Origin of the sequence: Pseudomonas sp. 15A4 (genome assembly GCF_016925575.1) — a bacterium.
Taxonomy (GTDB): Bacteria; Pseudomonadota; Gammaproteobacteria; order Pseudomonadales; family Pseudomonadaceae; genus Aquipseudomonas.
In genome coordinates this window covers 64,030-89,913 of sequence record NZ_CP068986.1, presented here as the reverse complement: position 1 = coordinate 89,913, position 25,884 = coordinate 64,030, and the positions used below count along the sequence as shown (strand labels likewise).

General features: G+C 59.5%; 19 protein-coding genes and 3 pseudogenes. 12 read left to right on the top strand and 10 right to left on the bottom strand.

Annotation, left to right across the window (positions count from 1 at the left end; genetic code table 11):
• Positions 1-106 precede the first annotated feature (106 nt).
• The 4 genes and pseudogenes from pnp to JN403_RS00370 all read left to right on the top strand — a co-directional run bounded on the left by pnp (position 107) and on the right by JN403_RS00370 (position 5,262).
• Positions 107-2,210, top strand: a pseudogene (gene pnp, locus JN403_RS00385) (polyribonucleotide nucleotidyltransferase).
• Positions 2,211-2,502: 292 nt separating this feature from the next.
• On the top strand, positions 2,503-2,853 hold the full coding sequence (locus JN403_RS00380) for a BON domain-containing protein (protein WP_122535429.1): 351 nt from the start codon (positions 2,503-2,505) through the stop codon (positions 2,851-2,853).
• A 444-nt stretch (positions 2,854-3,297) separates the two neighbouring features.
• Positions 3,298-4,299: a response regulator gene (locus JN403_RS00375; RefSeq protein ID WP_122535430.1), complete on the top strand. Its 1,002-nt coding sequence runs from the start codon at positions 3,298-3,300 to the stop codon at positions 4,297-4,299.
• 3 nt (positions 4,300-4,302) lie between these two features.
• Complete coding sequence (locus tag JN403_RS00370; RefSeq protein WP_205484781.1) at positions 4,303-5,262, top strand: GGDEF domain-containing protein; 960 nt, start codon at positions 4,303-4,305, stop codon at positions 5,260-5,262.
• Positions 5,263-5,320: 58 nt separating this feature from the next.
• Here the strand turns inward: JN403_RS00370 and JN403_RS00365 are convergent, their stop codons facing one another.
• From JN403_RS00365 to JN403_RS00335, 7 genes are all read right to left on the bottom strand, one after another.
• Positions 5,321-6,082 carry a hypothetical protein gene (locus JN403_RS00365; protein ID WP_205484780.1) on the bottom strand — a complete coding sequence of 254 codons (762 nt, stop codon included), beginning with the start codon at positions 6,080-6,082 and terminating at the stop codon, positions 5,321-5,323.
• Between the two features lie 359 nt (positions 6,083-6,441).
• Complete coding sequence (locus JN403_RS00360) at positions 6,442-7,722, bottom strand: TRAP transporter large permease (RefSeq protein ID WP_074888520.1); 1,281 nt, start codon at positions 7,720-7,722, stop codon at positions 6,442-6,444.
• Complete coding sequence (locus tag JN403_RS00355) at positions 7,722-8,249, bottom strand: TRAP transporter small permease (protein ID WP_122535434.1); 528 nt, start codon at positions 8,247-8,249, stop codon at positions 7,722-7,724. Before JN403_RS00355 ends, JN403_RS00360 begins: the two co-directional genes overlap by 1 nt.
• A 63-nt stretch (positions 8,250-8,312) precedes the next feature.
• A complete protein-coding gene (locus tag JN403_RS00350) occupies positions 8,313-9,296 on the bottom strand; it encodes a TRAP transporter substrate-binding protein (RefSeq protein WP_122535435.1) in 984 nt (327 codons plus the stop codon).
• An 84-nt stretch (positions 9,297-9,380) separates the two neighbouring features.
• On the bottom strand, positions 9,381-10,268 hold the full coding sequence (locus JN403_RS00345; protein ID WP_205484779.1) for an SMP-30/gluconolactonase/LRE family protein: 888 nt from the start codon (positions 10,266-10,268) through the stop codon (positions 9,381-9,383).
• A 66-nt stretch (positions 10,269-10,334) separates the two neighbouring features.
• Positions 10,335-11,159: an NAD(P)-dependent oxidoreductase gene (locus tag JN403_RS00340; RefSeq protein WP_205484778.1), complete on the bottom strand. Its 825-nt coding sequence runs from the start codon at positions 11,157-11,159 to the stop codon at positions 10,335-10,337.
• Between the two features lie 365 nt (positions 11,160-11,524).
• Positions 11,525-12,781 carry an OprD family porin gene (locus tag JN403_RS00335; RefSeq protein WP_205484777.1) on the bottom strand — a complete coding sequence of 419 codons (1,257 nt, stop codon included), beginning with the start codon at positions 12,779-12,781 and terminating at the stop codon, positions 11,525-11,527.
• 507 nt (positions 12,782-13,288) lie between these two features.
• Between JN403_RS00335 and JN403_RS00330 the strand changes: the two genes are divergently transcribed.
• The 6 genes and pseudogenes from JN403_RS00330 (at position 13,289) to JN403_RS00305 (ending at position 20,489) form a co-directional block, all read left to right on the top strand.
• The gene (locus JN403_RS00330) at positions 13,289-14,236 is read left to right on the top strand and encodes a substrate-binding domain-containing protein (RefSeq protein WP_205484776.1); all 948 of its coding nucleotides are present in this window, start codon (positions 13,289-13,291) and stop codon (positions 14,234-14,236) included.
• A 97-nt stretch (positions 14,237-14,333) separates the two neighbouring features.
• Entirely contained in the window at positions 14,334-15,845 is a 1,512-nt protein-coding gene (locus JN403_RS00325) for a sugar ABC transporter ATP-binding protein (RefSeq protein WP_205484775.1), read from the top strand.
• A gap of 4 nt (positions 15,846-15,849) precedes the next feature.
• On the top strand, positions 15,850-16,809 hold the full coding sequence (locus JN403_RS00320) for a ribose ABC transporter permease (RefSeq protein ID WP_205487193.1): 960 nt from the start codon (positions 15,850-15,852) through the stop codon (positions 16,807-16,809).
• Positions 16,810-16,979: 170 nt separating this feature from the next.
• Positions 16,980-18,067, top strand: a pseudogene (locus JN403_RS00315) (alcohol dehydrogenase catalytic domain-containing protein).
• Between the two features lie 150 nt (positions 18,068-18,217).
• Positions 18,218-19,749, top strand: a pseudogene (locus JN403_RS00310) (FGGY-family carbohydrate kinase).
• 2 nt (positions 19,750-19,751) lie between these two features.
• Positions 19,752-20,489, top strand: coding sequence for an SDR family oxidoreductase (locus tag JN403_RS00305; RefSeq protein ID WP_205484774.1), 738 nt, complete (start codon positions 19,752-19,754; stop codon positions 20,487-20,489).
• Between the two features lie 265 nt (positions 20,490-20,754).
• On the opposite strand, the gene JN403_RS00300 is transcribed toward JN403_RS00305, so the two are convergent.
• Positions 20,755-21,771, bottom strand: coding sequence for a LacI family DNA-binding transcriptional regulator (locus JN403_RS00300; RefSeq protein ID WP_205484773.1), 1,017 nt, complete (start codon positions 21,769-21,771; stop codon positions 20,755-20,757).
• A gap of 189 nt (positions 21,772-21,960) precedes the next feature.
• Positions 21,961-22,644 (bottom strand): hypothetical protein, encoded by a 684-nt coding sequence (locus JN403_RS00295; RefSeq protein ID WP_205484772.1) that lies wholly within the window; start codon positions 22,642-22,644, stop codon positions 21,961-21,963.
• Between the two features lie 393 nt (positions 22,645-23,037).
• Here JN403_RS00295 and JN403_RS00290 point away from each other — a divergent pair, with 393 nt between their 5' ends.
• Together JN403_RS00290 and JN403_RS00285 are read left to right on the top strand one after the other, a co-directional pair.
• Positions 23,038-24,243, top strand: a complete 1,206-nt coding sequence (locus JN403_RS00290; protein WP_205484771.1) for an MFS transporter — start codon at positions 23,038-23,040, stop codon at positions 24,241-24,243.
• A 3-nt stretch (positions 24,244-24,246) separates the two neighbouring features.
• Positions 24,247-24,714 carry a metallophosphoesterase family protein gene (locus JN403_RS00285; RefSeq protein ID WP_205484770.1) on the top strand — a complete coding sequence of 156 codons (468 nt, stop codon included), beginning with the start codon at positions 24,247-24,249 and terminating at the stop codon, positions 24,712-24,714.
• A 293-nt stretch (positions 24,715-25,007) separates the two neighbouring features.
• On the opposite strand, the gene JN403_RS00280 is transcribed toward JN403_RS00285, so the two are convergent.
• Positions 25,008-25,799, bottom strand: coding sequence for a substrate-binding domain-containing protein (locus tag JN403_RS00280; RefSeq protein ID WP_205484769.1), 792 nt, complete (start codon positions 25,797-25,799; stop codon positions 25,008-25,010).
• Between the last annotated feature and the right edge of the window lie 85 nt (positions 25,800-25,884).

Here is a 25,884-nt window from a genome sequence, read left to right as displayed (position 1 = left end):
CCCAGCCTCTAGTTGTATCTGGGCTGCCGAAGGGTCCGATTCCCCTCGCTGCCCAAGAATTCGCAAGAAACCAGTTCCCCAAGAGCCACAAAGAAGGTAGGAAACCGTGAACCCGGTAATCAAGAAATTTCAATTCGGTCAATCGACCGTAACCCTCGAGACTGGCCGCATTGCCCGTCAAGCCTCTGGTGCTGTATTGGTCACCGTTGACGACGACGTCACCGTTCTCGTGACTGTGGTCGGCGCCAAGCATGCAGACGCAAGCAAAGGCTTTTTCCCTCTTTCCGTTCACTACCAGGAAAAGACCTACGCCGCTGGCAAGATCCCTGGTGGTTTCTTCAAGCGTGAAGGCCGTCCTTCCGAAAAAGAAACACTGACCTCGCGTTTGATCGACCGTCCGATCCGCCCACTGTTTCCAGAAGGCTTCATGAACGAAGTGCAGGTTGTCTGCACTGTCGTCTCCACCAGCAAGAAAACCGATCCGGACGTCGCTGCGATGATCGGTACGTCGGCTGCCCTGGCAATCTCCGGCATTCCGTTCGACGGCCCGATCGGTGCCGCGCGCGTTGCTTTCCACGAGAGCACCGGCTACCTGCTGAACCCGACTTACGAGCAACTGAAAGCATCGAGCCTGGACATGGTCGTTGCCGGTACCGAAGAAGCGGTACTGATGGTTGAATCGGAAGCCAAAGAACTGACCGAAGACCAGATGCTGGGCGCTGTGCTGTTCGCCCACGACGAATTCCAGTCGGTCATCAAGGCCGTCAAAGAGCTGGCCGCCGAAGCTGCCAAGCCAACCTGGAACTGGGCGCCGAAAGCCGAAGCCACTGAACTGCTGGGCGCTATCCGCTCCGAGTTCGGCGCAGCAATCTCCGAGGCCTACACCATCACCGTCAAGGCCGATCGTTATGCTCGCCTGGGTGAGCTGAAGGATCAGATCGTTGCCAAGCTGGCTGTTGAAGACGGCAGCCCGTCCGCCAGCGAAGTCAAAGCAGCCTTCGGCGAAATCGAATACCGCACCGTTCGCGAAAACATCGTCAACGGCAAGCCGCGTATCGATGGTCGCGACACCAAGACTGTGCGTCCGCTGAACATCGAAGTCGGCGTTCTGCCGAAGACCCACGGTTCTGCACTGTTCACCCGTGGCGAGACTCAGGCGCTGGTCGTGGCTACCCTGGGTACCGCGCGTGACGCTCAGCTGCTCGACACCCTCGAAGGCGAGAAAAAGACCCGTTCATGCTGCACTACAACTTCCTCCGTTCTCGGTGGGCGAGTGTGGTCGCATGGGTGGCGCAGGTCGTCGTGAAATCGGTCACGGCCGTCTGGCCCGCCGTTCGGTTCAGGCCATGCTGCCTGCTGCCGACGTGTTCCCGTACACCATCCGTGTCGTATCGGAAATCACCGAGTCCAACGGTTCCAGCTCCATGGCTTCGGTCTGTGGTGCTTCGCTGGCCCTGATGGACGCTGGTGTTCCGATGAAGGCGCCGGTTGCCGGTATCGCCATGGGTCTGGTTAAAGAAGGCGAGAAGTTCGCCATCCTGACCGACATCCTGGGTGACGAAGACCACTTGGGCGACATGGACTTCAAAGTGGCCGGTACCGCCAAAGGTGTGACCGCGCTGCAGATGGACATCAAGATCAAGGGCATCACCGAAGAGATCATGGAGATCGCTTTGGGTCAGGCGCTGGAAGCGCGTCTGAACATCCTGGGTCAGATGAACACCATCATCGGTCAGTCGCGCACCGAGCTGTCGGAAAACGCGCCGACCATGATCGCGATGAAGATCGACACCGACAAGATCCGTGACGTGATCGGCAAAGGCGGCGCGACCATCCGTGCCATCTGCGAAGAGACCAAAGCGTCGATCGACATCGAAGACGACGGTTCGATCAAGATCTTCGGCGAAACCAAGGAAGCGGCTGAAGCTGCACGTCAGCGCGTTCTGGGTATTACCGCTGAAGCCGAGATCGGCAAGATCTACGTCGGCAAGGTCGAGCGCATTGTCGACTTCGGCGCGTTCGTCAACATCCTGCCGGGCAAAGACGGTCTGGTGCACATCTCCATGTTGAGCGACGCTCGCGTAGAGAAAGTCACCGACATCTTGAAAGAAGGTCAGGAAGTCGAAGTTCTGGTGCTGGACGTGGACAATCGCGGCCGCATCAAGCTGTCGATCAAAGACGTCGCAGCTGCCAAGGCGTCGGGAGTTTAAACCCTCTCTCCTTAGCTGATAAAAAGAGCCCTTCGGGGCTCTTTTTTTGAGTGCAATTAATGGCTTAGAAGCGAAAACAAGACCGCGGCGGCTCGTCAGAACATGCATCTTGCAAGTGGAACTTTCTTAAAGCGGGCAATCTGCACGACAGCTGCGGATCCATGAAAATATAACTTATTGATTTATAACATATATTTATCAAGCCAAAGGTTGGCACAGCGCTTGCGACATATAGGTAACCCTGCAGCCAACCAGTTTGGCGCAGATTCTGAGAAAAACAGGAGTTACCCGTATGAAGAAGTTCGCTATTGCTGCTGCTACCGCCACTGCTCTGACTCTGACTATGGCTAACGTAGCCATGGCTCAGACCTCTGCTCAAGCTCCAATGACTGTAGCTGCAAACGAAGTCGCCAAAACCAAAGAGGCTACCTCTGACACTTGGATCACCACCAAGGTCAAAGCTGACCTGGTAACCGAGAAAGGCATTCCAGGCTCCGACATCAAGGTTGAGACCAACAAAGGCGTGGTTTCCCTGTCGTCGACTGTTGCTGTAACTGAAGCACAGAAAACTACTGCTGTAGCAATCACCAAGAAAATCAAAGGTGTCAAGGCTGTCTCGGCTGATGGCCTGAAAGCTGAGTAATTCCATTCGGTAGAACCTGCGGAATGATCGGCTGACAGTGGGAAAGTCGTCAGCTGCCTGATTCGCGGTTCATCCGAAGGCCACAGTGATGTGGTCATCAAAAGCCCCGGCGCTCGCGTCGGGGCTTTTTTGTGCGTTGATTTCCGCCTGCTCCGCTAGCTCGGAAGCATATGACGTAGGCTCCACACGCGCGCTGCGTTACGCTCCAGCGCGACTTTCTATCCAAATGAGACGGCGGAATCCATCTGTTCGGGGTGATCGAATGTTGATGAGCACATTACTTGCATATCACGCAGCCCGTTGTGGATTGGGTGAAGAATCTACCCACAGGCTCAATACCTTGATAAGCCGTTATCAACTACAGTCTCGTGCGAAGCATTGTTCACCACAATGGTGATGCCTTGCATCGGCCCAGGCCTGAAACTCTTTTGCTGTGAGAAGTAAATGCCCACGATTCCCTTATTGATTTGCGACGACTCCAATATGGCGCGGAAGCAGCTGATGAAATCCCTGCCGCCTGAGTGGGATGTGTCAGTGACCACGGCGACCAATGGCCGTGAAGGGGTCGAGGCGATTCGTCAGGGCCTGGGCAGCGTGGTGTTGCTGGATCTGACAATGCCGGACATGGACGGCTATCAGACGTTGGCCGCCATTCGCGCGGAAAACCTGCAAACCAGCGTCATTATTGTCTCCGGCGACGTTCAGGAAGAGGCTGTGCGTCGTACCCTCGAACTGGGCGCACTCGCGTTTCTGAAAAAACCGGCCGATCCAGATCAGTTGCAGCAGACCCTTCAGCGGCTGGGCTTGCTGGGGGAGAGCGCCAATCAGTGGGTCGCCCCGGCATTGAGCGTCGACCAGACCCCCATCAGTTTCAATGATGCATTCCGCGAGACCGTGAACGTCGCGATGGGCCGCGCGGCCGCGTTGCTGGCGAGGGTGTTGGGGGTGTTTGTGCAACTGCCGGTGCCCAACGTCAATATGCTGGAAGTGGGCGAGTTGCACATGGCGTTGTCCGATGCCCAAGCCAATGACCGGCTCACGGCGGTGTGTCAGGGCTATATCGGTGGCGGCATCGCCGGCGAAGCGCTGTTGCTGTTCCATGATTCGGAAATCGCCGACATGGCGCAGCTGATGAAGGTCGACGACGCCGACTACTCTGACATGGAGATGTTGCTGGACTTGTCTTCCATCCTGATCGGCGCCTGTCTGAGCGGCATTGCCGAACAGCTCGACGTCGCTTTTTCCCAAAGCCACCCCCAAGTGCTGGGCTTGCACAGCGGCATTGAAGAGCTGATCCGTCTCAACGAGCGGCGCTGGAAGAAGACGCTGGCTGTGGAGATCAGTTACAGCCTGGAAGGCCATAACATCCATTTCGATCTGTTGATGTTGTTCACCGAGGACTCGGTCGAGCTGCTGTCGCGGAAACTCGCCCATTTGATGAGCTGATTCATGAACGATCGTATCGATTTCAAAGAATTGCACTGGCTGCTCACCGTGACGCAGAACATCGACGTCGGCGTGGTGGTGCTGGATCAGGAGTACCGGGTGCAGGTCTGGAACACCTTCATGGAGAACCGTTCCGGAATACTGTCGTATGAAGCGGCGACCCGTTCGTTCTTTTCGTTGTTCCCGGAGATCAACGAGCGCTGGCTGAAGAACAAGATAGACAGCGTGATTACCCTCGGCACGCCAGCGTTCACGATCTGGGAGCAGCGCCCTTATCTGGTTCATTTCAAGAGCTATCAGCCCATCACCGGGCAAGAAGACTTCATGTATCAGAACACCACGATGTATCCGCTGCGGTCGACTACCGGAGTGGTGAGCCATGTGTGTCTGGTGATCTACGACGTCACCGATGTGGCGACGAACCGTCTGCAATTGCAGGCGGCCAACCGCGAGCTGCAGAAGCTGTCGAGCACTGACCGCCTGACCAGTCTGTACAACCGCGGTCACTGGGAAGAAGCGCTGCGTCTGGAGCATGCGCGGCACGTGCGTTACGGCTCATCGGCAGCCTTGGTGATGTTCGACATCGACCACTTCAAGCGCGTGAATGACACCTTTGGCCATCAATGCGGTGATCGGGTCATCCAGCGGGTGGCGGACGTGGTGCGTGAGCACATCCGTGACGCTGACATCGCCGGCCGTTACGGTGGCGAAGAGTTCGCAGTGCTGCTGCCGGACACCGACAAGCAGGGCGGCGCCATGTTTGCCGAGCGTCTGCGCGCCGCCGTCGAGGCGCTGGACGTCATGCAGGAAGGCGAAGCCATTCATTGCACGATCAGCCTGGGTGTCGCTGACATGACTTCGCCCATGGACGACTACAAGATGCTGATCGAACGGGCGGATCAGGCGCTGTACGAATCCAAGAAAAACGGGCGCAATCGCGTGTCGGTGGATGCCGCGGATTGAAAACACAATGAAGGCTGCATCATGAGGTCTGCATAGCAGTCTGCCCCACTGGACCCCCTCACATCTGCGGCGCTTCCTCTTGCAGCCCATGATCCTTCCAGGTGCCGAGTGATCGACGCAGTCGGCTGGCCAGCGAGCTGCTGCCATGTACGTTTTGGTAGTGAAACACCGCCGTGGCGCGCAAGGCGTCTTCGGCCACGGGCATGTTGGTGTGCAGTGAGCGATAGCCCCAGAACAGGTACAGGTGGCCGGGTTGCATGGCGATGCGGGTAAAGGCGCTGTCATCCCTCGCGACTCTGTTCCTGAGACGGCGCTGCATCCAGCCGTTGTCTACCCGGACCTTGTCGAGCAGGTTGGCGAAATAGGTGCGGCGGATCGGCCGCCGGTTCGGCAGCATCAGCAGGTCGCCGCGCTCTCCGCTGGTGGGCATGCAGACCGGCATGATGGTGGTCAGCACAAACGAGTCGTAGTGGAAGATTAGCGATTCGCGACGCCCGCCGCTGCCGGTCAGGCAGCGTAACGTCTGGGTCATGCCGTTTTCGCTGGAGCGATCGCCGGTGACGCCCGCCACAATGCGCCGGCATAAATCAATGAAATCCCGCGACGTGCCCCATTCATGGAGCGGCGTTCCTTGCACGGGCTGTCGGCCCGAGAGGGCCACGTAGTCATTGCCGCACTCGGCAACGGTTCGGGCGACCAATGCTTGCAGCGACTGGAGTTGGGACGGGCTGGCCCAGTCCGGCAAGACAGCGTATCCGTCGCTTTCGATGGCATTGATCAAGCTCTTCACCTGAGCTTCCGAAAAAGTCGTGTAAGGCATCTGGCGCAACCTCCTGACGTAGACAGAGGAACTAAGAAGCCCATCGGACCTACTGCTTGAGATGTACCGTTTCAGCCGGGCGAGGCCAGAGACTAGCAGCTAGCACAGCTTTATCCATGCGCAAGCAGATAATATTTCCAAATGTTTATTTTCATCTAAAAAGTGCTGGTTTCTGTCCGTTTATGAAACATATCGACGCAGAACGCTGCGGTTAGAGAGGTCGCGATGCGTAACGTATTTGTGTCACTGAATATGTCTAAGTCGGTTTCGGCGGTGAAACAGGGGAGGGTGTCTACGCGGACAGTAAACAAAACGCCCTCAGAGTGAGGGCGTTTTTTCAGTGCTTTAGCTCAGCTGATTTACAGCACCACGCTTGGCAGCCACAGCGAGATCGCAGGAATGTACGTCACCGCCATCAGTACCAGGAAAAGTGCGACATAGAAGGGAAGCAGCGCTTTCACTGTGGCCTCAATTGTGACCTTGCCCACCGCAGCGCCGACGAAGAGCACGGCCCCCACAGGCGGCGTGATCAAACCGATGCCCAGGTTGACCAGCATGATCATCCCGAAGTGCACCGGATCGACGCCGATGCCGACGATTACCGGCAGCAGGATCGGGGTGAGGATGAGGATCAGTGGCGCCATGTCCATTACCGTGCCCAGCAGCAACAACATGACGTTGATGCACATCAGGATCACGTAGCGGTTGTCCGACAGCGTCAGAAACGCCGTGGTGATCTTCATCGGGATTTCCATCAGCGTCAGGATGTAACCGAAGCTGGCGGCGAAACCGATCAGGATCATCACGATGGAAACCGTGCGCACGGCCCGATGCATCAGCTTGGGCAAGTCGCGCCATTTGTAATCGCGGTAGATGAACATGGTGACGAAGAACGCCCACAGCACTGCGATCGCTGCGGACTCGGTGGCCGTGAACACGCCCGACAAAATGCCGCCCAGGATGATCACCATCGCCATCATGCCCCACAGGGCTTCACCGGCGATTTTTAGCGCCTTGCGCAGCGGTATCACTTCGCCCTTAGGGTAGTTGCGCTTACGGGCGAAGATCATGCACAGCACCATCAACACAGCGCTGAGCAGCAGGCCCGGCATGATCCCGGCCATGAACAGCGACGCGATTGACACCGTGCCACCGGCGGCCAGCGAGTACAGCACCGAGTTATGGCTGGGCGGTGTCAGCAATGCTTGCACCGAACCACTCACCGTCACCGCCGTAGAGAAGTCCCGCGGATAGCCGTTGCGCTCCATTTCCGGGATCAGCACCGAACCCACGGACGCCGTGTCGGCAACCGACGAGCCGGAGATGGCGCCGAAGAACGTCGAGGCAACGATGTTCACCAGCGACAGGCCGCCGCGCACGAAGCCCACCAGAACACCCGCGAACGCCACGAGCCGACGGGACATCCCGCCCTCGGCCATGATCGCGCCGGCCAGTACGAAGAACGGGATCGCCAGCAACGAGAACTTGTTCACGCCACCCGCGACTTGAATCATCAGCGCGTCGAACGGGATCTCGATCCACCACGCGCCGATCAGTGCAGACAGGCCGAGGGCGAACGCCACCGGCATGCCGACCAGGATCAGCGCGATGAAGCTGCCCAACAGAATAAATGCGTCCATCATGCTGCCTCTTCGCTGGATTCGACCACGTCGTAACTCACCACCCGACGGTGACGCTGGTCACCCAGAAACAGCTTCTCCAGGACGAAGATCAGCGTCAGTACGCCGCCGATGGGAATCGGCAGATAGGAGATGCCAACCCGCAGCGCAGGCATCTCTCCCAGAAACTGGTTCCAGGTGTTCAGGCACAGCTTCATGCCCTTGACCGCCATGAACACGCAGACCACCGCCATCAGAATCTGCACCAGCACTGCGGCAGCATTACGTGCGTTTTCTGGCAGGCGGTCGGTGGCCATGTTGACCGCCATGTGCGCACCGGCCCGATAACTTGCGGCGGCGCCGAAGAAGGTGAACACCACCATCAGCAGAATGGCGGTGGGTTCCGGCCAGCTGGAGCCGGTGCCCAAGACGTAGCGGGCGAAGATGCCCCACGGGATGATCAGCGCCATGGTCAGCATCGACAGGCCCGCGATCCCGATGCAGAGGCGATACAGTGCGTCATTGAAGCGCAGAATCGTGTTTTTCATAGGCTCACCACAACGACGGTGAACGGCCGGGGCCGCCACCGCAGTGCTATCGGGCTGAAGGACTTATTGAACGGCTTCGATTCGCTTCATCAGGTCAGCGTAAGGCGCGCCATGTTTGGCCCGCACCTCGGCTGTTGCGTCATAGAAAGCCTTCTTCTGGTCAGGCGTCAGCGTGATGAACTCGACGCCCGCCGCCTTCAGCTTGGCCTCGCTCTCGGCTGACTTCTTGTCCCACAGCACGCGTTCTTCAGCCTGAGCTTCGACCGCCAGCTTCTTCACCAGCGCCTGTTGCTCCGGGTTCAGCTTTTCCCAGGCGGCTTTGGACATCACCACCGGCTCCGGCAGGATCAGATGCTCGGTGAGGGTGTAGAACTTGGCGTTCTGATAGTGGTTGTGTTCGAGCAGGGTTGGCATGTTGTTTTCAGCGCCATCGATCACGCCGGTCTGCAGCGCGCTGAAAATCTCGCCTGTGGCCATGGCAATGCCGTTGCCGCCCATTGCGTTGATGGTGTCGATGAACACCGGGTTGCCTTGCACGCGGATCTTCATGCCCTTGAGGTCGGCGAGGGTGCGTACCGGTTTCTTGGTGTAGAGGTTGCGTGTGCCGCCGTCCATCCAGGCCAGTGCGACCAGTTTGGCTTCGGAGTTAGTGATCTTGTCGAGCATCTCCTGGCCGATCGGGCCATCAATCACGTGGCGCATGTGGGTGTGATCGCGGAACACGAACGGCAGGTTAAATACGTTCACGTCCGGTACCACCGGCCCGACGATGCCGAGGCTGATGCGGGTCATCTGGACGGCATTGGCCTGGACCTGTTCCACGACTTCCTTCTCGGAGCCGAGTACACCGCCGGCGAACATCTTGAAGCTGATCTCGCCTTTGCTTTGCTCTACCAGCTTTTTGCCCATGTCCTGTTCAGCGACAACGGGCGGATAACCTGCGGGGTGCACTTCAGCGAATTTGATTTTGATGTCCGCCAGCGCTGTGTTCGAGAGGCACAGCGCGAGAGGGAGTGCGGCGAGGAGCAACTTGCGTTTGACGTCCATGGATGTTCTCCGGTGTTGTTATTGTTTTTTCAGATAGAACGTTGGGGCTTTTACTGCGGTGGAGCGACGGACCTGGCCTGAGGCTCAGCCCTTGAACAGGGGTTCTTTGAGTCCCTTGACGCCAGGGTTTAGCGCGAACACGCCACCGGCCAGGGGCTGGTCGCTGAGGTCGCCGCCGGGGCGGATGGACGTGACGTACAGGGTGTCCAGATTCGAGCCGCCAAAGGCGCACATGGCGGGCTTTTTCACCGGCACACTCAGCGAGCGATCCAGCTTGCCCGCAGGCGTAAAACGATGGATCACGCCTTCATCGTTGCCGCAGATCCAGTAGCAGCCATCGGCGTCTACCGCTGCGCCGTCGGGGCGGCCGGCGTATTGGTTCATGTCCACGAACAGGCGGCGGTTGTGCGGCGTGCCGGTGTCGGTGTCGTAATCAAACGCCCAGATTTTCTGCACGGAAGGGTGTGAATCGGAGAGGTACATGACGCGGCCGTCCGGGCTGAAGCCCAGGCCGTTGGGTACGATCATGTCGGTAAGCTGGGCAGTCAGCGGCTCGGTCTGGCCGGCGCTGTAGCGATACAGCGAACCCACGGCCAGTGCCTTCGCCATGTCCATGAACATGGTGCCGGCCCAGAAACGGCCCTGACGGTCGCAGCGACCGTCGTTGAAGCGCATGTTGTCAATCGCGTGCTCGACGCTGCTGAGCAGTTGCGTGGTGACAGTGCCATCGTCCTGGGGATGAAGGCGGAACAGGCCGCTCTCCATGCCGGCCAGCCAGCTGCCGTCGCTATAGCGGGCGATGCAGGCGAGCATCTCCGGCGTTTCCCAACTCGTGGTGAGACCGTCTTGCGGGCTCCAGCGATGGAGGCGACGGGCCGGAATGTCGACCCAGTAGAGCGCCTGTTCCTGGGCGTTCCAGACCGGCGATTCACCGGTCGCATTACGTGCATCGAGAATCAGCTCTGCGTCCATGACGATCATTCCGTGATTTTTATTATAAGAGGCCGACCTCACAGTCGGCCTGGTCGTCGTTGAGTCTTACTCGTCGCCAAACGGCCCGGACGCCACGAACGCACCGCCCTGGTACACCATGGCGGGGTCGTCGGAAGCCGGCATCGACTGCGCCTCGACTTTGGCGCGGAACTGCTCGGAACTGTCTTTCGGCTGATAGCCCAAGTGATTGGCCAGGCGGTTGTCCCACCAGACCGTGCTGTTGTCCGAAGCGCCGTAAACGATGGTGTGGCCGACGTTCGGAGTGAACAGTCCGCGTTCGATCAGCTGGGTCAGGTCGTCGTAACTCAGCCAACTGGCGAGCATGCGGCGGTTCTGTGCTTCAGGGAATGAAGAGCCGATGCGGATGCTGACGGTCTCGATGCCGTAGCGATCAAAGTAGAAGCTGGCCATGTCTTCGCCGTAGGATTTCGACAGACCGTAGTAGCTGTCCGGGCGACGCATAGCGCTGGCGTCGATGACTTCATCCTGACGGTAGAAACCGATGACGTGGTTAGAGCTGGCGAAGATCACCCGCTTCACGCCATGCCGGCGCGCCGCTTCGTAGATGTGGAAGATTCCGCATATGTTCGGACCGAGGATTTCTTCGAAAGGGCGCTCTACCGAGACGCCGCCAAAGTGGACGATGGCGTCCACGCCTTCGACCAACTGGTGGACTGCGTTTTTGTCGGCCAGGTCGCAGATCTGGATTTCTTCGCGCGGGCCGGCCGCCGGTGCCATGTCGGCGATATCGGAGAGACGCAGGATCTTGGCAAACGGACGCAGGCTTTCGCGCAGGACTTTACCGAGGCCGCCAGCGGCGCCCGTCAGCAAAATGCGGTTGAGCGGGGCCTGGGCGTTGAATTCAGTCATCGTGGGAAGCCCTGATTCTGATGTTGTTTTTATGGTGTCATCGGTTGTCGTATGACGCTTGCGGGATTATCAACAGGGCCCGCAAATTTTGTCAACGCGACGAAGGTGTAAGCCATCCGACGCCTGTCTGAAATGTTCGTCCGAACTGCCCAGATGCCGAGAGAATGCCGTGCTTTCACATTGCAGTGTGACGCCCGACCCTTTCCCGGCTAAACCCGGTCCCACCAGGGGAATGCATGCCGATGTGGGACCGGCTTCAGCCGGGAAGAGGTCAGTTCGAGCAGCATCACGTTTGCGGTGTAACGCCCAACGTTTTCTCGATTAAAGCCAGTCCCTCTGACTGCACGCGGGGACGTTTGAGTCTCTTACATCAGCGAGATCGGATAGCTCACAAAGACCCGGTTTTCGTCGAACTCGTTGGTGCTGTAATCACGCCGCATCGACGAGTTGCGCCACCGCACGTTGAGGCTCTTGAACGTGCCGCTCTGGACCGTATAGGCCAGCTCGGACTCGCGTCCCCACTCCTTGCCGTCAGTCACGGTGCCGGTGTGCACGTTATCGCCGCTGATGTAGCGGTTCATCATCGTCAGGCCGGGGATGCCGAATATCGCGAAGTCCAGGTCGTGACGCAGTTGCCAGGAGCGCTCATTGGCATTGTCGTAGCTGGAGTTGTAACTGTCGTTGGCCAAGGTGCCGCCGCTGGTGCCATTGACGCGCATCCACTGGTCATCGCCATAGACCTTCTGCAGGCCGAGGTAGACGGTGTTGCCTTTGTAGTTGGCGGACAGCATCGCGTAGGCGGTCTTGTTATCCAGCTCGCCGGCCAGCTTGTTGCCGTCCTCCTTGCCGAGGAAGTAACCCAGGTTGGCGCCCAGGGTCCAGTCACCGATCGGCTGCTTGTGGATGAGGTTCAGAAACTCCTGCTGATAGACGTCTTCCAGCTGCGCGTACCAGAGCCCGACCTGGGTGCGCTTCTCGTTGAAGGTATATTCGCCGCCGCCGAAGTTAAAGCGGTCCGACTTGAACGCAGCGGATTTACCGTTCATGAACATGTCTTCCATGCTCGCGTCGTTGCGTGGGCTGTTACCGCGGAACTGGCCGCCGTACAGTGTGAGCCCGGCGATTTCCTTGGAGGTGATCTGCCCGCCGCGAAAGGTCTGCGGCAGCGACCGGCCGTCATCGGAACGCAGGATCGGCAACACCGGCATCCATTCGCCAATCTTCAATTCCGTATTGGAAAGCCGCGCCTTTGCTGCCACACCGAGGCGGCCAAAGTTGTCGGCGGGGCGTCCGTCATCATGGATAGGCAACAGCTGAGTACCGCCGGTGCCTTTGCCGCCGTCGAGTTTTTGCGAGTACAGGCCCAGCACATCGAGGCCGAAGCCAACCGTGCCCGGGGTAAAGCCCGATTTCACATCGAGAATGAAGTTTTGCGTCCATTCTTCGGCGTAGTTCTGCGGGTTCGCCGCGTTGGTGAAGTTGCGGTTGAAGTAGGCATTGCGCAGGTTGAGCGTGGCCTTGGTGTCATCGATAAAGCCTTCCGCGAGGCCCATCAACGGCAGGCTGAACGCGACGCTGCCAGCGCCAAGCAACAGCCACGAACGGTTGGTCTGGATCTTCATTTCTTATTGTTCTCCCTTTCTGCTGACAAAACGGTCCCGCACCGAAGGTCGCCGCCGAGGCGCCGCAGGCGTGGACAGGGGTGCTCACGTCACCGGTTTTGAATGAGGCTCACTGCCTGATCGAAACGGCCGTGTTCGATCAATCGCTCGCGGGTATGTGGGCGAACACAGACGCACGTACAGGCACAGGCAAAGTGGGGGAATCAGAAGGAGAGGAGGTGAAGAGGATTACTTGGGGCAGCAGGCGCCGATTGACTGTCATCGTCATGGAAGCATTCCTTTTTATTTTTGTTATCGGTTATGCGTTGTCGTACAACGCGATTTGGAGTATCGGCAGAGATATCTACTCTGTCAACGCGCCAGCTCGGGAAACTCGCCAGCGGTCGTCCTCCCGGGCTTACCAACGGTTACGGGCGGATATTGCGAACCCCCTGTTTCTCTGCTAATTTCAAAAATGTTAACGATGACATTTCCGCTTTAACAATAAAAACAACGGGATTTTTCGCTATGACAACTCGCCTCAAGAAGGGCTTTTCCGCCGCTCTCTGTTCCCTCGCCGTGGCTGTCGCCTGCGGCAGCGCCATCAACGTTCAAGCCGCCGACGCCACCAAGACCGGCCCGCTGAAAATCGGCGCCTCGTTTCAAGAGATCAACAACCCCTATTTCGTGACCATGAAGGACGCCCTTCAGGACGCCACTGCCAGCATCGGTGCCACGCTGCTAGTCACTGACGCGCGTCATGATGTTTCCAAGCAGATCAGCGACATTGAAGACATGCTGCAGAAAGGCATCGATATCCTGATCATCAACCCGACCGATTCGGTCGGCGTTCAGTCTGCGGTCAAGCAGGCCCATGACAAAGGCGTGGTGGTCGTCGCGGTGGACGCTCAGGCCAATGGCCCGCTGGACTCCTTCGTCGGCTCGAAGAACTTCGACGCCGGCGTGCAGGCCTGCGATTACCTGGCCAAGCACATTGGCGAGAAGGGTGACGTCGGAATTCTCGACGGCATCGCGGTGGTGCCGATCCTCGAGCGCGTACGCGGCTGTAAGGAAGCCTTGGGCAAGTACAAGGACATCAAGATTGTCAGCATTCAGAACGGCAAGCAGGAGCGTGATCAAGCGCTGACCGTGACTGAAAACATGCTGCAGGCGCAGCCCAATCTCAAAGGCTTGTTCAGCGTCAACGACAACGGTTCCCTCGGCGCGCTGGCGGCCATCGAGTCCAGCGGCATGGACGTCAAGCTGACCAGCGTCGACGGCGCGCCCGAAGCCATCAAGGAAATCCAGAAGCCCAACAGCAAGTTCATCGCCACTTCTGCTCAATACCCTCGCGACCAGGTGCGTCTGGCGCTGGGGCTGGCGCTCGCCAAGAAGTGGGGCTCGCAAGTCCCGGCGACCATTCCGGTCGACATCCTGCTGGTGGATCAGGCAAAGGCGAAAACCTTCAGCTGGTAACGGGCGTGGCGCTGCTCGCCTGAGAATTTTTCGGCCCAGGCGGGCGCCACGGATTGATGTGAGTTGCGCAGCGATGTTCTGCTGCGACGAGGTGCCCATGAGCTGCCTTCTGCAATTGGAAAACATCTGTAAAAGCTACCCCGGCGTGCAGGCGCTCAAGTCGATCAACCTGCAGGTCGAGCGCGGCGAAATTCACGCGCTGCTCGGTGAAAACGGTGCGGGCAAATCGACCCTGATGAAGATCCTCGCGGGCGTCGAGCATCAGGACAAAGGCAGCATTCTCATTGATGGCGCGGAACAGCATTTCGCGACCTACAACGAAGCCATTGCCGCCGGCATCGGTATTGTCTTTCAGGAATTCAGCCTGATCCCCTACCTCAATGCCGTGGAGAATATTTTCCTCGGTCACGAGATCGTCAACGGCTTCGGCTTGCTGCGCAAAGGCGAGATGCGCGAGAAAGCCATCGCGCTGTTCGATCGCCTCGGCGTGAAGATTAATCTGGATTGCTCGGTGCAGCACTTGAGCGTGGCCGAGCAGCAGTTTGTCGAGATCGCCAAGGCGTTGGCCCTTGAAGCGCGTTTGCTGATTCTCGACGAACCCACCGCCACCCTGACCCCGTCCGAGGCCGAGCTGCTGTTCGACATCATGCGCGAGCTGAAAAGCCAGGGCGTGGCGGTGATCTTCATCTCCCACCACCTGGAGGAAATCTTTCAGGTCTGCGACCGCATCAGCGTGCTGCGTGATGGCGCCAATGTCGGCGCACTGACTGTCGCCAACAGTGACATCGACACGCTGGTGGAGATGATGGTGGGGCGGCGTCTGGAAGCGAACTTTCCGCCCAAGCAGTCTCGCGCCCAGGGCGAAGTGGTGCTGCAAGTGCGTGACATTCAGCTGACCCGTAATGGCCCGCACAACAGCTTCAATCTGCACAAGGGCGAGATTCTCGGCTTCGCCGGGCTGGTGGGGTCCGGGCGCACGGAACTGGCGCTGGGCGTGATCGGCGCGTTGCCGGTGGTCAGCAAGGACGTGCTGTTGCGCGGTCAGCCGGCGCACCTCAATGACCCGGCGCAAGCGCTGGCCAGTGGCATCGGCCTGTTGCCGGAGAGCCGCAAGAGCGAAGGGCTGATCGTGGATTTCACCATTCGCGAGAACATCTCCCTGAACAATCTGGGCAAGTACGAAGGCGCGGCGCACCTGCTTGATCGGCACAAGGAAGACACCACCACCGCCGAGCTGATGAAGCAGCTGTCGATCAAGGCGCCGAGCTGTGAAAGCCGGGTCATCAATCTCAGTGGCGGCAATCAACAGAAGGTGGTGATCGCGCGCTGGATCAATCACCACTGCGACATCCTGATCTTCGACGAGCCGACCCGAGGGATCGACGTCGGCGCGAAAGCGGAGATTTACACCCTGATGCGCACACTCACCGAACAAGGCTTCGCGATCATCATGATCTCCTCGGAACTGCCGGAAATCATCGGCATGTGCGACCGCGTGGCCGTTTTCAACAAGGGCGCTATCGTCAACGTGCTGGAGGCTTCGGCCATCAATCCGCAGGAAGTGATGCGCCACGCCACCGGGAGCCTGAACAGTGAACACCTCCATTAAACCCATGACCGCGCGGCCCAACCGGATGAAGCTCAACTTCGCTCGATTGATTCGCTCGCCAGCCTTCTACCCGTTCGTTGGCCTGGTGGTGGTGACGGTCTTCATGATCTTCGCCAGCGACAAGTTTCTCACCGGCGCGAATCTGGAAAACATCGCCCGCCAAGTGTCTATCAACGCCATCATCGCGGTCGGCATGACCTGCGTGATTCTCACCGGCGGCATAGATTTGTCAGTGGGTCCGGTGATGGCCTTGTCCGGCACGCTGACCACCGGGTTGATGGTCGCAGGCGTCCCGGCGCCGATCGCGATCCTCATCGGTTTGCTGATGGGCGTGGGCTTCGGAGTGGGCAACGGCATCTTCGTCGCGTACCTGAAAATGCCGCCGATCATCGTCACGCTGGCGACCATGGGCATCGCCCGCGGGCTAGGCCTGATGTACACCGATGGCTACCCGATTGCGGGGATGCCGGACTGGTTCGCCTGGTTCGGGCGCGGCACGCTGTTCGGCATTCAGGTGCCGATTCTGATCATGCTGGCGACGTACTTTTTCGCCTGGGTGCTGCTGCAGCACACACGGGTGGGCCGCTACGTTTACGCCATCGGTGGCAACGAAGAAGCCGTGCGTCTGTCCGGCGTGCGCGCCTCGCGGTTCAAGCTGCTGGTCTACTCGATCAGCGGGCTGACGGCGGCGATTGCCGGGCTGGTGTTGTCGTCGCGGCTGATGAGCGGGCAACCGAATGCCGGCGTCGGTTTCGAGCTGGATGCCATCGCAGCCGTGGTACTGGGCGGCGCGTCGATCGCCGGCGGTCGCGGCGTAATCATCGGCACGCTGGTGGGCGCGATGCTCCTGGGCGTGCTGAACAACGGCTTGAACATGCTGGGCGTCTCGCCCTATGTGCAAAGCGTGATCAAGGGCGGAATCATTTTGCTGGCGATTTTCATCAGTCGGCAGCGGCATAAATAATTTTGATGGTGACTGATTTGGCCTCATCGCGAGCAAGCTCACTCCTACAGGGCGACGCGGTCATTGTAGGAGTGAGCTTGCTCGCGGTAGGGCCGGTCCAGTCACTGATGAATTTGAAACGATATCGGCTATCTCAGCCGTCATCCAAACATCAAAACAGGTAACCCGACATGGAACAAAACACAACAAACACCATGCAGGCCGTCGTCTGCCATGCGCCGAAAGACTACCGTCTGGAGCAGATCAGCAAGCCCGTCGCCCGTGCCAATGAACTGGTGATCCGCATCGGTGCCTGCGGGATCTGCGCCAGTGACTGCAAATGCCACTCGGGCGCAGCGATGTTCTGGGGCGGCGAGAGCCCGTGGGTCAAGGCGCCCGTGGTGCCGGGCCACGAGTTCTTTGGCTACGTCGATTCGGTGGGCGAGGGCGCTGAAGAGCACTTCGGCGTGAAGGTGGGTGACAAGGTTATCGCCGAGCAAATCGTCCCTTGCGAGAAGTGCAAGTTCTGCAAATCCGGCAAGTACTGGATGTGCGAGGTGCACAACATTTTCGGCTTCCAGAAGGACGTCGCCGAGGGCGGCATGGCGCAGTACATGCGCATCCCGAAAACCGCCATCGTGCATCACATCCCCGAGTCGGTGTCGCTGGAAGATTCGGCGTTGATCGAGCCAATGGCCTGTTCGATCCACACTGTCAACCGCGGTGATGTTCAGCTCGACGACGTGCTGGTGATCGCCGGTGCCGGCACGCTGGGCCTTTGCATGGTGCAAGTTGCTGCGTTGAAAACGCCGAAGAAGCTGGTGGTCATCGACATGGTCGACGAGCGTCTGGAGCTGGCGAAAAATTCGGCGCTGACGTGGTGATCAACCCGAGCCGCGACAACGCCAAAGAGATCATCAACGGCCTCACTGACGGCTATGGTTGCGACGTTTATATCGAGACCACGGGCGTGCCGATCGGTGTCACTCAAGGTCTTGATCTGATCCGCAAGCTGGGCCGGTTTGTTGAGTTCAGTGTGTTCGGCGCCGAGACCAGCGCTGACTGGTCGATCATCGGCGACCGCAAGGAACTCGACGTACGCGGCGCTCACTTGGGCCCGTATTGCTACCCGATCGCCATCGACCTGTTTGAGCGCGGGCTGGTGACGTCGGAAGGCATCGTCACCCACGACTTCAGTCTGGACGACTACGCCGAAGCGTTCGCCCTGGCGGACTCGACCAAGTCGATCAAGGTGCTGCTCAAACCGGTTAACGGATAACACTGTCTCTTTAGGAGCCATCGGCGTTTACGACAGTCGCGATGCGGTTTACCTGACACAACGCTTTCGCGACCGTCGTGACCTCCGATGGCTCCTGCAAGGGACGGTGGCACACCTCAAGCAACCCCATAACAACAAGAGCGCACCCGGATGGATTACGTCATCGGTGTCGACATTGGCACCCAAAGCACCAAGGCATTGCTGGTCGATGGCCAAGGCCGGATCATCGCGCAGCACAGCCACAGTTATAAGGTCGACACCCCCAAACCGCGCTGGGCCGAACAATGGCCGCAGGTCTGGCTCGACGCCGTGGAAATCTGCGTTGCTGCGTGCATGCGCAAGAGCGCCTTGCCCAGGGACAGCGTCAAAGCCCTGTGTGTCAGCAGCCTGTATGGCGGCTCCGGCATTGCGGTTGATGCGCAGATCAAACCCTTGTATCCGTGCCTGATCTGGATGGACCGCCGCGCCGAAGCACAGGTGGAGTGGGTCAATCAGCACGTGGATCTGGAGCGGCTTTACACGATCACCGGCAACTCGGTAGACAGTTATTACGGCTTCACCAAAATGCTCTGGCTCAAGGACAAACAGCCGCAGGTCTGGGCTGACACGCGCTATCTGCTGCCGCCTAACAGCTACATTAATTACTGCCTGACCGGCGAGGTCGCGGTGGATCACAGCTCTGCCGGCAACATCGGCGGGGTCTATGACGTCCAGACGCGGGGCTGGTCGGCAGAAATGCTCGGTGCGCTGGGCATCCCGATGTCGATGATGCCCGAGCGGCTGGTTCATTCCGGTGATGTGGTCGGCGGCTTGTTGCCCGAATGGGCTGATCGGCTTGGGCTTACCCCTGGCATCCCGCTGCTCGGCGGCGGTGTCGATGCCGCCATGGCGACCTTCGCCGCGGGCGTTACTCAGGCCGGCAACCATGTGGCAATGATCGGCACCAGCATGTGCTGGGGCTATCTCAATCAGCAGGTCGATGCCCGGCACGGTCTGGTCAGTTTCCCCACGTCTTCAACGGCGCCAAAGACCTCTACATCTTCGGCGGCGCGATCACCGCCGGCGCCTCGGTCAGCTGGTTTCGCGAGCAGTTCTGTCAGGCCGAAGAGCAGCAGGGGCGCGAGACCGGCGAAGACAGTCACGTCATTCTCGAACGCGCGGCGATGGAGATCCCGGCAGGCAGCGACGGCGTGCTGTTCCAGCCGTACCTGATGGGCGAGCGCAGCCCGGTGTGGGACGCCAAAGCCAGCGGCAGTTTTGTCGGCCTGAGCCTCTATCACAGCCGGATTCACCTTTACCGCGCGGTGCTCGAAGGCGTCTCTTTTGCGCTTCGCCACAACATCGAAGCGGGCACCAAAGGCGCGCAATCCCTGGACCCTCGGCTGATCGTGGTCGGCGGTGCCAGCCACTCGGACCTGTGGATGCAAATCATCGCCGACGTCACCCACTTCCCGGTTTACACCATCGTTCAGGAGGTCGAGGCGGCGCTCGGTGCAGCGTTGCTGGCGGCCCACGCGGTCGGGCTGGTGGATGAAGCGCAGGTGCACAAAGGCTGGGTCCAACTGGAGCGCCGGGCCGAGCCTCAAGCGGAGAACGTCGAGTTGTATTCGCGACTGTTCGCCGATTACGTGGCGCTGTACCCGGCGCTGAAACCGATCATGCATCGTTTGCAGGGAGCGTGACTGTGAACACGGCTCAATTTGATTTCAGCGGCCAGCGCATTCTGGTCACTGGCGCTAGCAGCGGCATCGGCTGGGAAGTCGCGCAGCAACTGCTGAACAGTGGCGCCGAGGTCTATGCCCTGGGTCGCGACGCATCGGCTCTGGAGAAACTGGCGGGGCAGGGCTGTCAGGTCTTGCGTGTGGACGTGGCCGATCAGCCGTCATTGGCCGCACTGTTGGCGGACTTGCCGACGATGCATGGCCTGGTCAACTGCGCAGGGATTTCCATACTGGAGTCCGCGACGGAGGTGAGCGCTGCGGCGTTCGATCAGGTCATGGCGGTCAACGTGCGGGCGGCGGCGATGATCGCGGGGGCGGTGGCGAAGAAGATGATCGGCGAAGGCGTGGTGGGGAGCATCGTCAATGTGTCGAGCCAGGCCTCGTTGGTGGCACTGGACGACCACTTGAGCTATTGCGCATCAAAGGGGGCGATGGATGCCATGACCCGTGTGCAGTGTGGCGAATGGGGCCGTTACGGGATTCGCGTCAACAGCGTCAATCCCACCGTAACGCTGACGCCCATGGCGCAGATGGCCTGGAGCGAGCCGAGCAAACGCGACCCCGCGCTGGCGGCGATCCCCCTCGGCCGCTTCGCCGAAACCGCAGAAGTCGCAGCGCCGATCCTGTTCCTGCTGAGCAGCGCGGCGTCGATGATCAGTGGCGTGTCGCTGCCGATTGATGGGGGTTACACGAGCCGCTAGGACGCTCGGCTGAAGCCGGTCCCACAGAATGCACGCGCTGCTTTTAGTGGGACCGGCTTTAGCCGGGAAGAGGCCAGCCCAGGCGCCGACAGTATTGCGGATCAGCCACACTTCCTGTGGGAGCGAGCTTGCTCGCGAAGGCGTCATTCCAGGCGAAGGGGATTTAGCGAGTGTACTGCCGCCTTCGTGAGCAAGCTCACTCCCACAAGATCTGCATCTGCCCTGAGAGCTCGTAGGTTCTACAGCGAGGGTTGCGGATGAAATATCACCCGCCAACGCCATTCTCCAGCTCTCCGACAATCACCACCTGCGCTTTCGGCAGATGCCGATCCTCGATCCGCTCCAGCAGCAGTTTTATCGCGCTGCTTCCGGCCAGCGAGGCGTCGTGGGCGATGCAGGCGATGGGGATGCCGAAGATGTCGGCGAACGGTAACCGGTCGATGCCGCAGATGGCCACGCTGTGGTGGGCAATATCTCGGTCGCGCAGGGCTTTCATGGCGCCCAGCGTGATGAGCTGGTTGAAGCCGAAAATCGCGTCCGGCAGCGGCTGATTGCGCAGGTAATCCAGCGTACTTTGGTGCGACGGTTCCAGGGTGTAGTCCCCGGCAAACACATCCAGCTGTACCGGCTTGCCGCTCTCGGCAATCGCGGCCTTAACGCCCTTCAGACGTTCCTCGGAAATCCGCGAATGGGCGGGGCCGGTCAGCACCAGCATGCGTCCCATGGCCGGGCTCTGCGCCAGCAGGTAACGCGCGCCCTTCAGGCCGCTGTGATAGTTGTCGAGCACCACATGACTGAACGGGCTGGCAGGCAATGCGCGGTCCAGTTGCACCACGGGAATGTCGCCGTTACTGAGGCGGCTGAGATAGACCGGCTGGTACGCCGGCTCGTCCGACACCGGCGACAGCACGATGCCAGCCACGCGGTAACTGAGCAGCGTATCCACCGCCTTGGCTTCGAGTTCTTCGGAGCCGTCGGTGTCCACCAGCATGATGGTGTAACCGCGGGTTTTCGCCTCGCGGGAGATCGCCTTGATCATCTCGCTGTAGAAGGGGTTGTCCACCGACGCGGTAATAACACCGATGATCATGCTCTCGCTGCGCTTGAGGCTGCGGGCAAACGCATTGGGAACGTAATCGAGTTCGTGCGCCACTTCCAGGATGCGCGCCAGCGTGGCGGGCTTGACCAGATCGGGTTTGTTCAGCGCCCGGGAAACGGTGACAGGGGTCATGTTCACACGACGGGCGATGTCAGAAATGGTGACGGGGGTTTTCTTGCTCATGGGCGATTGGCTGCCTGAAATCCGGGACAACCTGCGGGGCAGTCGCATCCCTCCAAAGAGTGCCAAGGCTAGCACGATGGAGGGCGCGAAAGGGATGCCCGTGTCGGCGCGGGCATGTAAACCGACGCCTTTATTTTCGGGGGCTGGTTGAGTGTCTGATGACGCTCGGTCGATACCCGGCCGCCAGCGTCAGACGCTGGTTTCCATTGCCTCGGCAACAGCGCGACGTCCGGCTTTGACGGGCATGGAAATCTGCAATTCGGTGAGTTCGTCAAAGCGCGAGAGATCCCGGCGCAGCTCCAGAAAGTAGTCCAGCGCGCCGCCCAGGCAGATGCTGTAGGCCAGCAGTTCGACGCCTTCTTCAACGGTGGTTTTCGCCAGCCGCGCGTAGCCGCCCTGAAGGATGCCATGCCACAGCGAACCCATGCCGAAGAGTCGCGAGAAGATCAGCACCAACAAACCGGCCATGATGAAACCGAACGCCGGACGCAGGGAAAAACGGGCGAGCCCCGAGACCACGTCGCGCCACGCGTTCTTGTAACCCAAGGCCTTATAGACGCAGGTGCCAGCGGTGAGCAGCGCAGGCCACAGCCAGAAACTGTGACTGATCGGGTCGAACAGCCCGTCCAGCTCACGGATCAGCATGCAGGCGAAAAAGCCGCCAATCAGGATGCCGACGCCACGTTGCCCCGGCTGCCGCGCCGAAAGCCAGAACAGACCGGCGATGATTGCCAGCATGACTTCCTGGCTGACCTCGGTGAACGAGGTTTCGAGGATGTCGGTCTTGGCGACGAAGATGTCGATGAACACCATGCCGATACTGAAGAGCGTAAGCGCCAGCATGACGCCAAATCGCGCCAGTGCTGATTTCACAAGTTGTAGATCGTTATTCACACGTTTTTCACTGTTGAGCCGGTATTAAGGGCGCGACTCTAAAGAACTTTCCCGGGTTAGCCAAACAGCGGATTAGTGCACGCTTTTAATTATTCTTCCCTTCAGTAAAAGTCTTTTGTTGTATCGGGTGTTGCAGTTTTTTAAATCTGTCGTATTGGCCTTGATCACCGCCACAGTATGGCTTTGTTGGGGGCTTATCAGGTCGAAGAGGCGAGAGGCGCGTAAAGTCAAAGTGTTTAACATGATGATGAATATGTTCACGCATTCGTCAAACTGCCTGAGCACAAGCCTCCGACGGCGCTCGCAGGTCTACCTTGCCTGATCGGTATCAGCGACACTGCGTGTCTTGTTCGTACAGTGCCCGGAGCGCTCATGTCCCTGCCTGCTTCAACTTCATCGCGCGACTTCATCTTCGCCGCCTGCGCGTTGCTCATCGCCATGGTCGGCACCACGCTGCCTACGCCGCTGTATGCCCTCTATCAACAACGCCTCGGCTTCGACGCAAGCTGGCTGACCATTATTTTCTCAATCTATGCAGCGGGCGTGATCGCAGCGTTGCTGGCGGTCGGGAGTTGGTCCGATCAACTGGGGCGCAAGCCGCTGTTGCTGGCAGGGCTGGCAATGGGGGCGATTAGCGCGGTTATCTTTCTGTTTAGCGATTCGATTGGCGGCCTGCTGATCGGACGGCTTTTCTCTGGTTTCAGCGCGGGCATCATGACCGGCACGGCAACGGTTGCTGTCATCGAACTGGCCCCCAAGACTTGGAAAAATGCCACGCTGGTGGCCACGGCCGCGAATATGTTCGGCCTCGGCATCGGGCCTCTGCTGGCCGGCTTTACCTCGCAGTTTCTGCCGGATGCGCTGCATCTGGTGTTCTACGTGCACCTGGTAATGCTGGTGCTGGCGACTGTCGGTATTGCCCTGATTCGGGAGACCGTGCAGCGCCCGCACACGCTGAAACTGGGTATTCAGAAACCATCGGTTCCGGCGTCCGTGCGCAGCGTGTTTATCTCCGCGTCAATCGCCGGGCTGGCGGGTTTCAGCGTGGCGGGACTGTTCACCAGCATGGTCCCGTCGGTGATGATCCACATCATGCACGAGCAAGGCGGGTTGTTGATCGGGGCCGTGATCGGGTTATTTTTCGTTGCGTCGATCATCGGCCAGGCGTTGCTGCAGGTGCTGCCGAAGGACCGGCACATGACCCTCGGCTGCGTCGGGCTGATTGTCGGGATGATCTGTCTGGGGCTGAGCATTGCTACGTCGCAGTTGGGGCTGTTGATCGCCGCGGGGCTGGTGGCAGGCATCGGCCAAGGCATGATCCTGCGCGCCGGCATGGGCGCGGTCACCGCCAGCAGCCCGGCTGATCAGAAGGCAGCGGTCACGTCTGCCTTCTTCGTGGTGCTTTACGTGTCGATCTCGGTGCCGGTGGTGGCGGTTGGTTTCAGCGTGCGGGTGTTTGGCCTGGAGCATGTGGGCGAGTTCTTCGCCTCGCTGGTGGCCGTCGTCGCGTTGCTGGCGATGATCAGCATGAAACGCGTGCAATCGAAGCAGGCCGCCCTGTCGGCGCCGGGGAGCTGAAGAATGAGCGTAAAAGTCGGCTTGATCTCGGATACCCACGGCCTGCTGCGTCCTCAGGCACTTGAAGCGTTGCAGGGCTGCGATTACCTGATCCACGGCGGCGACATCGGCAAGCCGGAAATCCTCGACGCACTGAAAACCATCGCGCCACTAACGGTAGTGCGTGGCAATAACGATACCGATGATGCCTGGGCTTGCGACGTACCCCATGAAGCGGTTTTGCGTATCGGTGATGTCGCGATTTACACCACGCACATACTGGCCGATGTGCCGGCCCCTTTACCGGACGGGGTGCGAGTAGTGGTCACCGGGCACTCCCATCGGCCTGTGCAGCAGACGCGGGATGGCGTGCTGTTCATTAACCCGGGCAGCGCCGGACCGCGACGGTTCAAATTGCCGATCACGGTGGGCATGCTGCACATCGAGGGTGATGAAGTGCGCGGTGAGTTAATTGAGTTGGTACCTAAATAGCCCCATCTACTGTGCTTGCGATGCAGTCCAGTGTGGGATTGAGCTTGCTCACGAGGACGATCCTTCAACCGCCGACGCTCTAGCGGATGTACGGGCCTCTTCGCGAGCAAGCTCGCTCCCACAAATAGTCTGGCAGCTGATAGGTATGCAGCAAACACGGCCCATGTGGGAGTGAGCTTGCTCACGAAGACGTTCTTCCAATCGCCAAGTTATTTAGCGGATGTACGGGCCTCTTCGCGAGCAAGCTCGCTCCCACAGGTCATCCGCCAACTGAAGGATCTGCGGCATCCTCGTTACTTCGCGATCGGGTCCAGACCGCTGGCTTTGATCGCCGGGGCAGCTGCGGTTGAACTCAGAAACTCCAGAAACTGTTTGGCCTGTTCAGGGTGTTTGCTCTGGGTTACGACGCCCGCCGAGTAAAGCGTCATCTGCTGTGCCTGGTCGGGGATCAGGCCGATGATGTCGATGCCTTCTACTGGCTTTAGCTCGCTCAACTGCTGAAAGCCGATCTCGGCGTCTCCGCCTGCGACGACTTCTCCGACGGGCTGGGCGGGGATCATGCGGCTTTTGCTCTGAATCCGGTCGGCGATGTGCATCTGGCTAAACAGCACGCGAGACAGGTATACGCCGCTGGCGCTGTCCGAATAGGCGATGCTTTTGGCGTCCAGCAGGGTCTGCTTGAAGGCTTCCATGGTGCTGATGTCAGGGTGCGGCGCGCCATGGCGCACGGCCATGGCGATGTAGGATTTGCCCAGATCGACGCGGGTTTTCGGATCGACCTTGCCGTCCTTGATCAACTTGTCCAGCGCTGCACCCACCATCAGCACCACGTCGGCCGGCTCGTGGCGGGCCAGTCGGTTGGGAATCGCCTGGGGCGTCGCGCCCATCGATGGGGCTACCTCGCCTTGCAGCTTTACGCCGGCGCGCTGTTCGTAATCGGGGGTAACAGCCTTGAACGCACCCATGATCCCACCGGAACTCAGGACGATCAGTTGAACGGGGGCAGGTGCCGTGGCGGCGTGGGAAAAAGCGACTGGAACGAGGGAGAGGGCGGCACTGAGGAGGTAAGGCAACATTCTTTTCATGGAGATAAACCCGGCGTTGGAGATGAATATGACGAAATAAAACAGCGCGGGCAGTATGTGGCAATTGTGGGATCAGTAAATCCCT

Excerpts from the sequence above, each read along its gene's own strand:
- JN403_RS00380 (WP_122535429.1), top strand. The coding sequence starts at position 2,503 with ATGAAGAAGTTCGCTATTGCTGCTGCTACCGCCACTGCTCTGACTCTG.
- JN403_RS00375 (WP_122535430.1), top strand. The coding sequence starts at position 3,298 with ATGCCCACGATTCCCTTATTGATTTGCGACGACTCCAATATGGCGCGG.
- JN403_RS00370 (WP_205484781.1), top strand. The coding sequence starts at position 4,303 with ATGAACGATCGTATCGATTTCAAAGAATTGCACTGGCTGCTCACCGTG.
- JN403_RS00365 (WP_205484780.1), bottom strand. The coding sequence starts at position 6,082 with ATGCCTTACACGACTTTTTCGGAAGCTCAGGTGAAGAGCTTGATCAAT.
- JN403_RS00360 (WP_074888520.1), bottom strand. The coding sequence starts at position 7,722 with ATGGACGCATTTATTCTGTTGGGCAGCTTCATCGCGCTGATCCTGGTC.
- JN403_RS00355 (WP_122535434.1), bottom strand. The coding sequence starts at position 8,249 with ATGAAAAACACGATTCTGCGCTTCAATGACGCACTGTATCGCCTCTGC.
- JN403_RS00350 (WP_122535435.1), bottom strand. The coding sequence starts at position 9,296 with ATGGACGTCAAACGCAAGTTGCTCCTCGCCGCACTCCCTCTCGCGCTG.
- JN403_RS00345 (WP_205484779.1), bottom strand. The coding sequence starts at position 10,268 with ATGGACGCAGAGCTGATTCTCGATGCACGTAATGCGACCGGTGAATCG.
- JN403_RS00340 (WP_205484778.1), bottom strand. The coding sequence starts at position 11,159 with ATGACTGAATTCAACGCCCAGGCCCCGCTCAACCGCATTTTGCTGACG.
- JN403_RS00335 (WP_205484777.1), bottom strand. The coding sequence starts at position 12,781 with ATGAAGATCCAGACCAACCGTTCGTGGCTGTTGCTTGGCGCTGGCAGC.
- JN403_RS00330 (WP_205484776.1), top strand. The coding sequence starts at position 13,289 with ATGACAACTCGCCTCAAGAAGGGCTTTTCCGCCGCTCTCTGTTCCCTC.
- JN403_RS00325 (WP_205484775.1), top strand. The coding sequence starts at position 14,334 with ATGAGCTGCCTTCTGCAATTGGAAAACATCTGTAAAAGCTACCCCGGC.
- JN403_RS00320 (WP_205487193.1), top strand. The coding sequence starts at position 15,850 with ATGACCGCGCGGCCCAACCGGATGAAGCTCAACTTCGCTCGATTGATT.
- JN403_RS00300 (WP_205484773.1), bottom strand. The coding sequence starts at position 21,771 with ATGAGCAAGAAAACCCCCGTCACCATTTCTGACATCGCCCGTCGTGTG.
- JN403_RS00290 (WP_205484771.1), top strand. The coding sequence starts at position 23,038 with ATGTCCCTGCCTGCTTCAACTTCATCGCGCGACTTCATCTTCGCCGCC.
- JN403_RS00285 (WP_205484770.1), top strand. The coding sequence starts at position 24,247 with ATGAGCGTAAAAGTCGGCTTGATCTCGGATACCCACGGCCTGCTGCGT.
- JN403_RS00280 (WP_205484769.1), bottom strand. The coding sequence starts at position 25,799 with ATGAAAAGAATGTTGCCTTACCTCCTCAGTGCCGCCCTCTCCCTCGTT.